The 12,950-nt window shown below is 70.9% G+C and carries 12 protein-coding genes and 1 pseudogene; 8 read left to right on the top strand and 5 right to left on the bottom strand.

What is annotated here, in order from left to right; genetic code table 11:
* Positions 1 to 41: 41 nt before the first annotated feature.
* Positions 42 to 1,409: an ABC1 kinase family protein gene (locus OG885_RS15950; protein ID WP_405731455.1), complete on the bottom strand. Its 1,368-nt coding sequence runs from the start codon at positions 1,407 to 1,409 to the stop codon at positions 42 to 44.
* Positions 1,402 to 2,614: pseudogene (locus OG885_RS15945) on the bottom strand (TOMM precursor leader peptide-binding protein). The gene OG885_RS15950 and the pseudogene OG885_RS15945 overlap by 8 nt, the downstream one beginning before the upstream one ends.
* A 337-nt stretch (positions 2,615 to 2,951) precedes the next feature.
* On the opposite strand from OG885_RS15945, the gene OG885_RS15940 reads away from it, so the two are divergent.
* The 4 genes from OG885_RS15940 to OG885_RS15925 all read left to right on the top strand — a co-directional run bounded on the left by OG885_RS15940 (position 2,952) and on the right by OG885_RS15925 (position 6,848).
* Positions 2,952 to 3,548, top strand: coding sequence for a M48 family metallopeptidase (locus OG885_RS15940; protein WP_405731452.1), 597 nt, complete (start codon positions 2,952 to 2,954; stop codon positions 3,546 to 3,548).
* 127 nt (positions 3,549 to 3,675) lie between these two features.
* Positions 3,676 to 5,382: a TerD family protein gene (locus OG885_RS15935; protein ID WP_405731449.1), complete on the top strand. Its 1,707-nt coding sequence runs from the start codon at positions 3,676 to 3,678 to the stop codon at positions 5,380 to 5,382.
* Positions 5,383 to 5,393: 11 nt separating this feature from the next.
* The gene (locus tag OG885_RS15930; RefSeq protein ID WP_274243173.1) at positions 5,394 to 6,074 is read left to right on the top strand and encodes an AIM24 family protein; all 681 of its coding nucleotides are present in this window, start codon (positions 5,394 to 5,396) and stop codon (positions 6,072 to 6,074) included.
* Positions 6,075 to 6,092: 18 nt separating this feature from the next.
* The gene (locus OG885_RS15925; protein ID WP_399948488.1) at positions 6,093 to 6,848 is read left to right on the top strand and encodes an AIM24 family protein; all 756 of its coding nucleotides are present in this window, start codon (positions 6,093 to 6,095) and stop codon (positions 6,846 to 6,848) included.
* Between the two features lie 52 nt (positions 6,849 to 6,900).
* Here the strand turns inward: OG885_RS15925 and OG885_RS15920 are convergent, their stop codons facing one another.
* Positions 6,901 to 7,416 carry an NUDIX hydrolase gene (locus OG885_RS15920; RefSeq protein WP_405731445.1) on the bottom strand — a complete coding sequence of 172 codons (516 nt, stop codon included), beginning with the start codon at positions 7,414 to 7,416 and terminating at the stop codon, positions 6,901 to 6,903.
* Positions 7,413 to 8,843, bottom strand: coding sequence for a zinc-dependent metalloprotease (locus OG885_RS15915; RefSeq protein WP_405731443.1), 1,431 nt, complete (start codon positions 8,841 to 8,843; stop codon positions 7,413 to 7,415). The genes OG885_RS15920 and OG885_RS15915 overlap by 4 nt, the downstream gene beginning before the upstream one ends.
* Before the next feature lie 190 nt (positions 8,844 to 9,033).
* On the opposite strand from OG885_RS15915, the gene OG885_RS15910 reads away from it, so the two are divergent.
* From OG885_RS15910 to OG885_RS15895, 4 genes are all read left to right on the top strand, one after another.
* Positions 9,034 to 10,146 carry an SDR family oxidoreductase gene (locus OG885_RS15910; protein ID WP_399948482.1) on the top strand — a complete coding sequence of 371 codons (1,113 nt, stop codon included), beginning with the start codon at positions 9,034 to 9,036 and terminating at the stop codon, positions 10,144 to 10,146.
* A gap of 229 nt (positions 10,147 to 10,375) precedes the next feature.
* On the top strand, positions 10,376 to 10,837 hold the full coding sequence (locus tag OG885_RS15905) for a molybdenum cofactor biosynthesis protein MoaE (protein ID WP_405731441.1): 462 nt from the start codon (positions 10,376 to 10,378) through the stop codon (positions 10,835 to 10,837).
* Positions 10,838 to 10,909: 72 nt separating this feature from the next.
* Positions 10,910 to 11,119: a hypothetical protein gene (locus OG885_RS15900; RefSeq protein ID WP_405743202.1), complete on the top strand. Its 210-nt coding sequence runs from the start codon at positions 10,910 to 10,912 to the stop codon at positions 11,117 to 11,119.
* A gap of 53 nt (positions 11,120 to 11,172) precedes the next feature.
* The gene (locus OG885_RS15895) at positions 11,173 to 12,270 is read left to right on the top strand and encodes a PDZ domain-containing protein (RefSeq protein ID WP_405731439.1); all 1,098 of its coding nucleotides are present in this window, start codon (positions 11,173 to 11,175) and stop codon (positions 12,268 to 12,270) included.
* Between the two features lie 75 nt (positions 12,271 to 12,345).
* Here the strand turns inward: OG885_RS15895 and OG885_RS15890 are convergent, their stop codons facing one another.
* Complete coding sequence (locus OG885_RS15890; protein WP_405731437.1) at positions 12,346 to 12,888, bottom strand: PPA1309 family protein; 543 nt, start codon at positions 12,886 to 12,888, stop codon at positions 12,346 to 12,348.
* Positions 12,889 to 12,950 lie beyond the last annotated feature (62 nt).

The following is a 12,950-nucleotide window of genomic DNA, read 5'->3' as shown; positions in this document are numbered from 1 at the left end:
CCGCTCAGCCCCCATGCCTCAGCCCTTCGTGCCTTCGCCGCTCACGCCTCCGCCGCGGGCTCCTCGGACGCCTCCTCCGCGGGCACGAACCCCGGCAGCCATGCCTCCAGTTCCTCGCGGAGCCGGACCGTCGCGCCCAGCTGGCACAGGACGCCGATCGTGCTGAGCGTCACCCGATGGATGAGCAGATACGCCGGCGGAAGGTTGAGCTGCTTGCCCAGCTGGTAGGCGGGGGAGCGGATGTCGGCGATACGGGCCGCCTGACTGCGCATCCAGCCACGGGTGAAGGTGAACTCGTCGACCAGCGCCGGTTCGATGATCGGCCGGAGATAGTCGAGGACGGCGTCGGGATCGAGGTCTATGGAGTCCTTGACGAAGCCTTCCGCACGGAGCAGTTCGTAGACGGCCTCCGCCTCGTCGCCCAGGGTCATGCGCAGGGAGTCGCCGATGGGCGTGGGCAGGCCGCCCGGAAGACGGTCGACAGTACCGAAGTCGAGGACGCCCAGACGCCAGTCGTCCTCACCCTCCGGGCCGCCGGGCAGCAGACGAAAGTTGCCCGGGTGCGGGTCGGCGTGGAGCAGGCCGGTGCGGGCCGGGCCGGAGAACAGGAAGCGGGCCAGGAGCTGGCCGGCGCGGTCGCGCTGCTCCGGGGTGCCGTCCGCGATGATCTCGGACAGCGGGACGCCGTCGATCCACTCGGTGACCAGGACCTGCTCGCACTGGTGGACCACCGCCGGCACCACCACGTCCGGGTCGTCGGCGAACTCCTCGGCGTGGACCTGCTGGGCCTGCGCCTCCAGGCCGTAGTCCAGTTCCTCCGAGACCCGGTCCCGGAGCTCCGCGATCAGCGGCTTGATGTCCATGCCGGGGATCAGCGGACCCAACAGACGGGCGAAGCGGCTCAGTTGGTTCAAGTCGGACAAGAGCGCCTCTCCGGCGCCCGGATACTGCACCTTGACCGCGACCTCGCGGCCGTCGTGCCACACCGCCCGATGCACCTGCCCGATCGAGGCCGCCGCGGACGGCTTGTCCTCGAAATCCAGGAACAGCTCCTGCCAGTCCTTGCCGAGCCGCTCCTCCAGCACGCCGTGCACGGTCCGGGTCGGCATCGGAGGCGCGGCCTCCTGGAGCTTCGTCAGGGCCGCGCGGTAGGGACCGGCGACCTCCTCGGGCAGCGCCGACTCGAAGACGGACAGGGCCTGGCCGAACTTCATCGCACCGCCCTTGAGCTCGCCGAGCACCTTGAACAGCTGCTCAGCCGTGCGTTGCTGAAGCTCACGGCCGACGATCTCCGCGGACTCCCCGACGATTCTCTTGCCGAGCCCCCAGGTCGCCCGGCCGGCGAAGCCGAGCGGGAGCGCGGCGAGCTTGGCGGTCCGGGTGACCGCCTTCCGGGGAAGATCAGACATGCGCCCTCCAAGTCCCAGCCGGCCGTGTCGACTGCCTAGCGGCGTGGCTCCGTCGACGGCCCTAGTCCCGACATTGTCTCGTGCGACTCCCCGGCATTGGAGGTGTGTTCTGCCTTACCTTTCTCCGCGGCCCCGCAGGGGCATGCGGGATGCACCCAGACCGGCCGCGCATGCCAGTTGAGGGCGGGCAGCGAAACCTCCCACCGGGCACCGGCACTCGACGGCATCCGCCCGTCGAGGAAGGCGAGGGCGTGCGCCGCCGCCAGCCCGGCGACCGTCGTGGCCAGCGCGAGATCGCAGGGCGGCACCTGGCGACCCCGGCGGCCCCCCGACCGCCACTGAGCGACCAACCGCGGCCACGCCGGGTCCCGGTCGACGCGCCACTCGTGAAGACAGCCCGCACAACTCGTCTCGCCGGGCAGCACCAGCGGGCCGACGACACCGGTCGCCTCCACCACTCCGGCGTACAGATGGGGCGTACCGGAGTCGACGAAGGAGTCGGCGGGGGCCGGGGCGTGGACCGCGACATCGTCCCTCGGAGCGAGGATCACCAGGGAGTAGCCCGGGTCCTCGGCCCCGGGCGGGGTTCTCGGACCGCGGCGCAGCGGGTTGTCGGGGGCGCAGCGGCGTACGGCGCGCCGGGCGGCCTCGTCCCTGCGGACGCCGACGGACTCGGCCGGCAACCCGCCCGGTGCGACGTCCCATGCCTCGACATGGCCGCCGTCGCGCACGTCGACTTCGCCGATCCCGGCACCCGACAGCAACGAGGCCAGCACCGCGCCGACCCGGCCCGCGCCCCGCACCTGGACGCGCAGGGTGCGACGGGTGGCCAGCAGTTCCATCGCCTCGCCGGCTTCGGACGTGGTCAGGGACAGCGAGGCCAGGTCGGGCCGCAGACGGTCGAGGACCTTCTTCCTCCTCCTCAGTTCCTCCACCGCCGGGTCGCCGCCCCGCGCGTCGTCGAGGAGCCCGGCGCGCGCGAGCCCCTCCAACAGCCCGTCGACATGGCCCTCCGGCAGATCCATCCGCTGCCCCTCCTCACGCAACAGCGCCGGACCGCGGGTGCCGTTGAGCAGGTCGAGGAAGCTGCCCGTCGCCGTGTCCATCGGGCCCAGCGTCATCGCGTGCGCCGGAGTCATCCCGAACTGCACGGTGTTGAGATCACGCCAGCCGCGGCGCAGCGCGGGCTTCAGCACCGGCACCACCGGGATCCGCACCGGTGCCTTCTTCGACACCGGTACCGACGAAACGCTCGACACCGGTACCGACGCAACGCTCGACGCCGCGACCGGCGAAGTCTTCGACTGCATGACAGACCCCCGTAGTCCTCGTGGAACAACCCCGTACGCCGCGCCGAGCGCTCCCGGTGGTCGGCCGTGGCTCCGGCGGCGAGTGCCAGCATGCCCGGACGCGACGGACCGTGCCGAAAGTTGTCCACAGGCGGGGGGTATTCGTCGTACAAATCCAGCGCATGGCGGGGGATCGGAACCGAACCGTCCCGGAGTCGGGACTTCCGCCATGTACAGCGGGTAACGTCGGGGCGTGTCCGCCGACCCACTGCACCGTGCCGGAACACCACAGCGCAGCACGACGAGCCAGCCGCCGAGCGGCTCGGGGGCGACCGCGATCGAGGTGCGCAGGAGCGCTCGTCGACGTCGGACGGTCTCCGCGTACCGCGAGGGCGATCGCACCGTCGTGCTGATCCCTGCCCGGATGTCCGAGGCGGAGGAGCAACGCTGGGTGAGCGTCATGCTCGACAAACTCGCCGCCCAGGAGAGCAAGCGGGTGCTCGGCGACGCCGAGCTGGCCGAGCGCGCCGAGCGGCTGTCGGCGCAGTACTTCGACGGGCGGGCCCGCCCCAAATCCGTGCGCTGGGTCACCAACCAGAACACGCGCTGGGGTTCGTGCACCCCCGCCGAGGGCAGCATCCGCCTCTCGCACCGGCTCCAGGGCATGCCCGAGTACGTCGTCGACTACGTCCTGCTCCATGAGCTGGCGCATCTGCTCGTGCCGGGACACGGGCCGCGTTTCTGGCGGCTCCTGGAGGCGTATCCGCGGACCGAGCGGGCCCGGGGCTATCTCGAAGGGGTGGTCGCCGCCGAGCGGCTGCCGCATGTGCCGGGCGCGCGGGGGGAATGACCCGCGTTCCCGAGTGCTCCCGGGCAGGGGATTGTGTACCGGCTCTGTACCGACTTCGTCCGCTCCCAGAGTTTGCCGTTAGCCTGGCGCGACGCACTCGCTTTTGGATGGGGGACGGTCGTTACGCATGGCCAGGGAATTCCAACGCGGCCACAAGGCCAAGGTCAGTGACCTCACCGCGGGCACCGATCTGTACGTAGGCGTGCAGATCACCGGCCCCGGGCTGAGCTTCGACATCAGCTGCTTCGGCCTCGACGCCGACGAGCGGCTCTCGGACGACCGGTACTTCGTCTTCTTCAACCAGCCGAAGTCCCCCGAGGAGTCCATTCAGCTCCTGGGCGCCCAGGCGGGTGACACGGAGTCCTTCCGGATCACCCTCGACCGGGTCCCGGCGCAGATCCAGAAGCTGTCGTTCACCGCGACGATCGACGGCGCCGGGCAGATGTCGCAGGTCGCCCCCGGCTACCTCCGGATCGTGGCGGGCGGCGAGGAGGTGGCCCGCTACTCCTTCAACGGCTCGGAGTTCTCCACCGAACGCGCCGTGATGCTGGGCGATTTCTATCTGAAGGACGTCTGGCGCTTCGCCGCGGTCGGACAGGGCTTCGACGGCGGCCTGGAGGCGCTGCTGAAGAACTTCGGCGGCGAGGTCATGGAGGAGGAGGCCCCCGCGGCCCCCGCCCCGCAGCAGCCGCAGGCCGGTGCCACGCCCGGGTTCGCCCCGCCCGCGTTCGGCGCCCCCGCCGCTCCGGCCCCCGCTCCTGCCCCGGCCCCGCAGCCCGCCCAGGGCTTCGCGCCGCCGCCCGGAGCGACCCCGCCCCCGGCACCCGCACCGGCCCCCGCGCCGAACGTGCACGCCGCGCCCACCATCGTCGCGCCCCTGACCCCGCCCGGCGGCGCCCCGGTGCCGCCCCCGGCGCCCGCACCGGCCGCCCCCTACGGCCAGCCGCCGCAGCAGCAGCCGTACGGCCAGGGTGCCCCCGGCCAGACCGCCCCCCTGCCTCCCGGCTACGGCGGCCAGCCCCACGCCCCCCAGGCACCGCACGCCCCGGCCCCGCCGCCCGGCTACGGCCAGCCGACCCCGCCCCCCGGGTACGGTCAGCAGCCCCCGTACGGCCAGGTCCCCGGCCAGCCCGCCCCCTACGGCGCACCCCAGGGTGCGCCCCAGGCCCAGGCGCCCGGAGTCGCCGCCGCGCTCCAGCAGTTCAAGGAGACGCCGACCGGCCAGCGCTGGACGCAGCAGAACAAGAAGATGGTCCGCGTCGACCTGGGCATCGGCGGCCAGCCCGTGCTCGCCCGGCAGGGCAGCATGGTGCTCTACCAGGGCAAGGTCGACTTCAGCTACAAGGGCGCGGGCTTCGCCGGCCGGATCGTGGGCAACGTGACCGGCCAGGAGATGCAGCTGATGCGCTGTACCGGCCAGGGCCAGGTGTTCCTCGCCGAGAACTCCACGATGCTGCACCCCATCGAACTCCAGGGCGACGGCATCTGCGTCTCCGCCGAGAACGTCCTCGCCTTCGACGAGAGCCTCCAGTACGAGGTCCGCCGCGTCGAGGGCCACGGCATCCCCGGCGGCGCGCTGTTCACGATGCAGTTCACCGGCACCGGCACGATCGTCGTGAAGACCCACGGCACGCCCGTGGTCCTCCCGGTCACGCCGACCACCTTCGCCGACGCCAACGCCGTGGTCGCCTGGTCGTCCGCCGCTCAGGTGATCGTCTCCAGCCAGGTGCGGATGCGTCGCAACGCCTATCCCGGAGACACCGGAGAGAGCGTCAACCTCCAGTTCCGGGCCGCTCCCGGCAACTTCATCGTCGTCCAGCCGTACGAGATCTGAGGGAGCCCGTCATGAACCAGCCGCTCGCGGGCTTCGCTCCCGCGCCCGTCTCCGCGCGCATGGAGAACCACGGCAACCACATGCTGAAGGTCGCCATGCAGACGGGGAACGACCTCTTCGCGCGCGTGGGCTCGATGGTCGCCTACGAGGGCTTCGTCCAGTACGAGCCCAACCCGCCCGCCGTCCGCCAGATCGCCAAGGACTGGATGACCGGCGAGGGCGCTCCCCTGATGAAGTGCACCGGCGACGGACTGCTCTACCTCGCCGACTACGGCGCCAACGTCGTCGTCATCAACCTCAACGGCGACGGCATCTCCGTCAACGCCACCAACCTGCTCGCCTTCGACGCGCATCTGACGTGGGGCGTGGAGCGGGTCAAGGGCCTGGCCAAGTTCGCCGGACAGGGCCTGTGGAACACCAAGATCTCCGGGCAGGGCTGGGTCGCGCTGACCTCCCGGGGCAAGCCGATCGTCGTCGACTGCGGCGGTGGCGAGGACGAGACGTACGTCGACCCGGACGCGCTCGTCGCCTGGTCGCCCAACCTCAAGGTCAAGGGCAAGCGCAGCTTCAAGGCGCAGTCGCTCATCGGCCGGGGCAGCGGTGAGGCCTACCAGATGGCCTTCTCCGGCCAGGGCATCGTCGTCGTCCAGCCCAGCGAGGACAGCACCGACCGTCTCCGGGTCCGGGGCTGAGGGGGAGCCAGAAACGCCATGCAGAGCCCGATTTTCGCCTACAACGACCAGCAGACCCAGGACCGCTGGAGTCTGCAGAACAAGCAGATGCTCCGCGTCACCCTGGAGGGCCACGACGACATCCTCGCCCGCAAGGGCACGATGGTCGCCTACCAGGGGATGATGGAGTTCGACGCCGAGTACCAGTCCAACCAGCAGGGACGCGCGCGTGCGCGCACCGGCGAGGGCCTGGACCTCATGCGCTGCCACGGGCAGGGCACGGTCTACCTCGCCAACCTCAAGCAGCACGTCCACCTCGTGGACGTGGAGCAGGACGGCCTCACCGTCGACAGCTCCTACGTCCTCGCCATGGACTCCTCGCTGCACCACGAGGTCATCGCCGTCGACAGCCTCTACGGCATCTCCGGCTCCGGGAAGTACCAGCTCAACATCACCGGCCGCGGCAAGGTCGCCCTCATGACCTCCGGCATGCCGCTGATGATGCAGGTCACCCCCGACAAGTACGTCAACTGCGACGCCGACGCGATCGTCGCCTGGTCGACCTCGCTGCGCGTCCAGATGCAGGCCCAGACGCATTCCTCCGGGGTGTTCCGGCGCCGTGGCAACACCGGTGAGGGCTGGGAACTCAGCTTCATGGGCAGCGGTTACGCCATCGTCCAGCCCAGCGAGTTGCTGCCGCCGCAGAACGCACAGATCGGCTCCGGCATCGCCGCCCAGTACGGGATGGGCCAGCAGGGCGCACGCGGGCAGAACCAGGGCAACGTCTGGAGCTAGCCGGCACCTGGCAGGTAAGGGGCGACCGCAAGGGCGGTCGCCCCTTACACGTTCACAGCCGCGCGCGCGTCGCTTCCAGCAGGCGTACGACCGAGTCGTCCGCCACGTCCGCCACCTCGTCGTACGCGAACCAGCGCAGGTCCAGGGACTCGTCGCTGATCGCCTCGACCGAGCCCACCGGGGCGAGCGCCGCGTACTGGACGTCGAGATGCCAGGCACACGGGGTGTGGTGACGGTCCAGGCGGACCGGACCGCCGGGGAGCAGGGTCAGGCCGTCGATACCCGACTCCTCGGTGCCCTCGCGCAGCGCCGCCGCCTCCAGCGTGGCGTCCGCCGGCTCGCAATGGCCGCCCATCTGGAGCCACATCCGCAACTTCTTGTGAAGGGTGAGCAGCACGCGCCCGCGTGACGGGTCGATCACCAGTGCGCTCGCCGTGATGTGCCCGTCGCCGCAGGCCTTCCACATGCCGTCCGGGTGGCTCGCCAGATGGTCGAGGTAGGTCTGGCGCAGCTCTTCCTGGTCCTCGTAGCTCTTCAGTACGAGGACCGCGTCGTCGAACAGGCTCACTCGGAGTCGTCGCCCTTTTCGTCCTCGTCCTTCTTGCGCAGGTCGGGCTTCTCCGCCGCCTCGCCGAGCATCTTGTCCAGCTCGGAGAAGTCCAGCTGCTCGCGGTGCACGAAGCCGTCCGGGTCGTCCAGGTCGGACGCGGTCGGCAGCATGTCCGGGTGGGCCCACAGGCCGTCCCGGCCGTCGACACCGCGCGCGTCCGTGAGCGAGGCCCACAGCCGGGAGGCGTCGCGCAGGCGGCGCGGGCGCAGCTCCAGACCGATCAGCGTGGCGAAGGTCTGCTCGGCCGGGCCACCCGAGGCACGGCGGCGGCGCAGGGTCTCGCGCAGCGCGTCCGCGGACGACAGCCGGGGCTTGGCGGCCGCGTGGACCACCGCGTCGACCCAGCCCTCGACGAGCGCCAGAGCCGTCTCCAGACGGGCCAGGGCCGCCTTCTGCTCAGGCGTGTCCTCCGGCTGGAACATGCCCTGCTGGAGCGCGTCCTGGAGCTGCTCGGGGTTCTGCGGGTCGAACTGGCCGACCACGTCCTCCAGCTTGGCGGTGTCGACCTTGATCCCGCGCGCGTAGCCGTCGACCGCGCCGAACAGGTGCGAGCGCAGCCACGGCACATGCGTGAACAGGCGCTGGTGGGCGGCCTCGCGCAGGGCGAGATACAGCCGCACCTCCTCCTTGGGCACGCCGAGGTCCTTGCCGAAGGCCTCGATGTTGATCGGCAGCAGCGCCGCCCGGCCGGCCGGGCCGAGCGGCAGGCCGATGTCGGTGGAGCCGACGACCTCGCCCGCGAGCACGCCGACGGCCTGCCCGATCTGCGTGCCGAACATCGCGCCGCCCATCGAGCGCATCATGCCGATCAGCGGGCCGGCCATGGCCTGCATCTCCTCCGGCAGGACGTCGCCCATGGCGGTGCCGACGCGCTCGGCGACCGGGTCCACGAGCTCCTTCCACGCGGGCAGGGTCGCCTCGACCCACTCCGCGCGGGACCAGGCCACGGCGGAGCCCGCGCTGGACGGCAGGGACGTCGCGTCGTCCAGCCAGAGGTCGGCCAGGCGGACGGCCTCCTCGACCGCGGTGCGGTCGGCGGGACCGACGCTCGCGTCCTTGGTGCCGTCAGAAGTGCCCTGGGAGACTGTCTGGCGGGCGATCTGCTTGGCCATGTCCCAGTTCACCGGACCGCCCTCGTACGAGAGCATCTGGCCCAGCTGCTGGAACGCGGCGCCCAGGTCGTTGGGGTTCAGGGAACCGAACATGGCCGCGAACGGATTGTCGGCGCCGGGGGAGCCGAAGCCGCCCGCGCCGGGCAGGCCGCCGAAACCGAACGGGTTGGCCGGGCCCTGACCACCACCGCTCTGCTGGTCCTTCTTCTTGCCCTCGTCGCCGTCGTCCGGCTCCTCCGGCGGAAGGCCGAATCCGAATGGGGTGTCACTCACGGGATTCCTCGGCTGGTAAGGCCACCGGTGTCCCGGCGGCGCGACTGCCCGATAACACCACCCAGCGTAAACACCGCGGGCGGTTCGGGCCTCGGTGCTCCGCCGACTCGCGGCCTGCGGCAGGATGGATGCCACCTGGTACGTACGCGTCACTAGCGCTCGTACTGAAGACAACCGCTGGAGACGCCCGGTGAGTTCCCCTGATCCGCAGGTTCGCGCAGCGCGAAACCAGTCAACCGGTCCCGGCCTGCGCGGGCCCGTCGTCGCCGTGACCGGTGCCGCCGCCGGAGTCGGCGCGCTGCTCACCGAGCGGCTCGCCGCCTCGGAGGAGATCAAGCAGGTCATCGCCATCGACGAGCGGCGCGGCGAGTGCGCGGCGGCGCAGTGGCACATCCTCGACGTACGGGACCCGGCGATCGCGGAGAAGCTGCGCGGCGCGGACGTCGTGGTGCATCTGGCCCTGGACCTCGATCTGGAGACGGACGCGGCCGCCCGGACGGCGTACAACGTGCGGGGTACGCAGACCGTGCTGACCGCCGCCGCCGCGGCCGGGGTGCACCGGGTCGTGCTGTGCACGTCCGCCATGGTCTACGGGGCGCTGGAGGACAACGCGCTGCCGCTGTCCGAGGACGCGGAGCTGCGGGCGACCGCGGAGGCGACCGGCGTCGGGGACCTGCTGGAGGTCGAGCGGCTCGCGCGCCGGGCACCTCGGGCGCATCCTGGGCTCAATGTCACCGTGGTGCGGCCGGCCGTGCTCGTGGGTGGCACCGACACCGCGCTGACCAGGTACTTCGAGTCGCCTCGACTCCTTGTCGTCGCCGGGTCGCGGCCCGCCTGGCAGTTCTGCCATGTCGAGGACCTGTGCAGCGCTCTGGAGTACGCCGTCCTGGAGAAGGTCGAGGGCGAGCTCGCCGTCGGCTGCGACGGATGGCTGGAGCAGGAGGAGGTCGAGGAGCTCAGCGGGATCCGGCGGATGGAGCTGCCGTCGGCGGTCGCGCTGGGGGCGGCGGCCCGGCTGCACCGCATCGGGCTGACGCCGTCTCCCGCCGGGGACCTCGCCTACACGATGTACCCCTGGGTGGTGAGCGGCAGCCGGCTGCACGACGCAGGGTGGCGGCCGCAGTGGACCAACGAGGAGGTTCTCGCGGAGCTGCTGGAGGAGGTCTCCGGGCGGCACACGGTGGCCGGGCGGAGGCTGGGGCGCAAGGACGCGACGGCCGCGGGTGCGGCTGGGGCGACGGTGGCGTTGCTGGGCGCGGCTGCGGTGGTGCGGAGGGCTCGAAAGGCTCGTCGGCGGATCTGAGCGAGATGCCCGGGGCGAGGGCTGGGCGGGGGTGGGTTTCGCTCGCCCGCGCCGGCGGGGTGCCTCCCCCAGAGGGGGGACCCCCAGCGCCCACCCGTGCCGCCCCAGCGGCACGACAGCCCCCAGCTGAGCAAGTCGCGGCTCCTGTAGAAGGCTCCAAACGCGCACACACGCGTGCCGGGCGATAGCGCTATTCCCCGTGTTCCCGTGCGTGAGGCACGATGGGGTCATGGGAACCACCTACGACCATCCCGGTGAGCGGACTGCCGACGAGCCGATCAAGCTCATCGCCATTCGTGAGACGCCCCTCTCGCTGGACGAGGTCTTCACGGCCGTCGGGGACGAGGCGGCCGGGGGAACCGCGCTGTTCGTGGGGACCGTGCGGAATCACGACGGGGGAGCGGACGTCGACGCACTCGGCTACTCGTGCCATCCCAGTGCCGAGGCCGAGATGCGGCGCATCGCGGAGAAGGTCGTCGCGGAGTACCCGGTGCGGGCGCTGGCCGCCGTGCATCGCGTCGGGGATCTGGCCGTCGGGGACCTCGCCGTCGTCGTCGCCGTCTCCTGTCCGCACCGGGGTGAGGCCTTCGAGGCGTGCCGGAAGCTGATCGACGACCTCAAGCACGAAGTGCCGATCTGGAAGCACCAGAAGTTCTCCGACGGGACCGAGGAGTGGGTCGGCGCCTGCTGACCCCCGGCCATACCACCTGCTCCTCCCTCCAGTTGCGTAACCGCACCCCGCACATGAGCGTTGTCAGTGCGGATGGTTAATCTGCTGATCAGTCAGTTGCGGTTGCTCATCGGTTGGGAGGTCGGCATGGCGGCGCTCGCCTGGTTGCTGATTCCGCTTGTGGCTGCGATCGGTGCCGGTGTGTGGGGAAGCTGGGCCAACCGGACGCGCAGCGCGCGGAGCGACGGGCCCGAGCTGGACGGTTACGCCCGGTTCCGCAAGGCGATGGAGAAGCAGCCCTGATGGAGAAGCAGCCCTGACGGGACGCTGACAGGCGCGTCCCGTACTGTCGTTCCATGCCACGCCGCACCGCGACGATGCTCGCCTCCACCCTGATGCTGATCGCGCTTCTCTGCGCGGGAGTCTTCATCCCCGTCCCGTACTCGGAGATGTCCCCGGGGCCGACGGTGAACACCCTGGGCGAGCACGACGGCGAGCCGGTGCTGCAGATCTCGGGCCGCAAGACGTACGCCACGAGCGGCCACCTCAACATGACCACCGTCCGGGTCACCAGCGCCGACTACAAGATGAACCTGGTCGAGGCGGTGTACGGCTGGCTCGCGCACGACAACAAGGTCGTGCCGCACGACACGCTCTACCCCGACGGCAAGACCGAGGAGCAGTCCACCCAGGAGAACGCCGAGGAGTTCAGCCAGTCCCAGGAGAGCGCCAAGGTCGCCGCCCTGAAGGAGCTGGACATCCCGGTGAAGTCCTTCGTGATCGTCTCCACGGTCGCCAAGGACTCCCCGTCCGAGGGCGTCCTGCACGCCGGTGACGTCATCAAGGCCGTCGACGGAACCGCCGTCAAGGAGCCCACCGACGTCGCCGAGCTGGTCACCAAGCACAAGCCCGGTGAGAAGGTCACCTTCACGATTGTGCCCGCCAAGGAGCAGGCCGCCGCGGAGAAGGAGAACAAGACGGCGACCGGGACCGAGGACGTGACCATCACGACCAAGGAGTCCGACGACGAGCTCGAGAAGCGCGCCATCGTCGGCATCACCGCCGGGACCGACCACACCTTCCCGTTCACCATCGACATCAAGCTCGCCGACGTCGGTGGCCCGAGCGCCGGTCTGATGTTCTCCCTCGGCATCTACGACAAGCTCACCCCGGGCAGCCTCACCGGCGGCTCGTTCGTCGCCGGCACCGGCACCATCGACGACGACGGCAAGGTCGGCCCCATCGGCGGCATCGAGATGAAGACCGTCGGCGCTCGTGACAAGGGGGCGCAGTACTTCCTGACGCCCGCCGAGAACTGCGCCTCCGCCGCCAAGGACACCCCCGGCGGGCTCACCCTGGTCAAGGTGCACACCATCGAGGACGCCCTCGGCGCCCTCAAGGACATCCGCTCCGGCAAGACATCCGACCTGCCGAAGTGCACGACCAAGGGCTGACCGGACCGGCACACGCGTACATGAACGGGGGCGCCCTCAAGACCGAGGGCGCCCCCGTTTACGTACACGAGGCAATCAGTCCTCGAACGTCGCCGCCAGGGCCTCCGCCAGGCCCGGTACCAGGGCGCCGCCCGTGAGGACCTCCGTCGGGGAGTCCTTCTCGCGCAGGCGTACGGCCGAGTCGCGGGTGCCGTCGCGCAGGACCGCGACGGTCATGCGGACCTCCTGGCGGTCGGGGTGCTTGGCGACCCACTGGGCGAGCTTCTTGTCGCTCAGGCCCTCCGGGACCTGGGCCTCGGCGGACGGGGGCAGCATGAGGCGCTCCACCGTCAGGGCGCAGCCGGCGACGGCGTCGGGCCAGGCGATCGTGCCGAGGAACTCGTCCAGCGGCTTGCCCGCCGGGATCTCCTCCTGCTCGATCGGGGTGAGCGCGGCGGACTCCTGGCCCTCCTCCAGGCCGAGCTGGGCCGCGAGGGCGGGTTCCTGGACCCGCAGTCGCGCGGTGTCTACGAGGGCGAAAAGGCGAGCGGGCTGATCCCAGCCGAGGCCGGAGACGTACTCGTCGATCTCGAGTACGGCCCGGGTCAGGGGGCTCGCCGCCATGGGGGTGTTGGACATGGTCACAATCCTGCCTCGTTCATGGCCGGAATCGGGAACCGAGTAAAGCGTGAGTAAGTTGC

Source organism: Streptomyces sp. NBC_00028, assembly GCF_045041065.1.
Classification (GTDB): Bacteria; Actinomycetota; Actinomycetes; order Streptomycetales; family Streptomycetaceae; genus Streptomyces.
The sequence above is the reverse complement of the archived record's forward strand: the minus strand, read 5'-3'. Positions and strand labels throughout refer to the sequence as shown.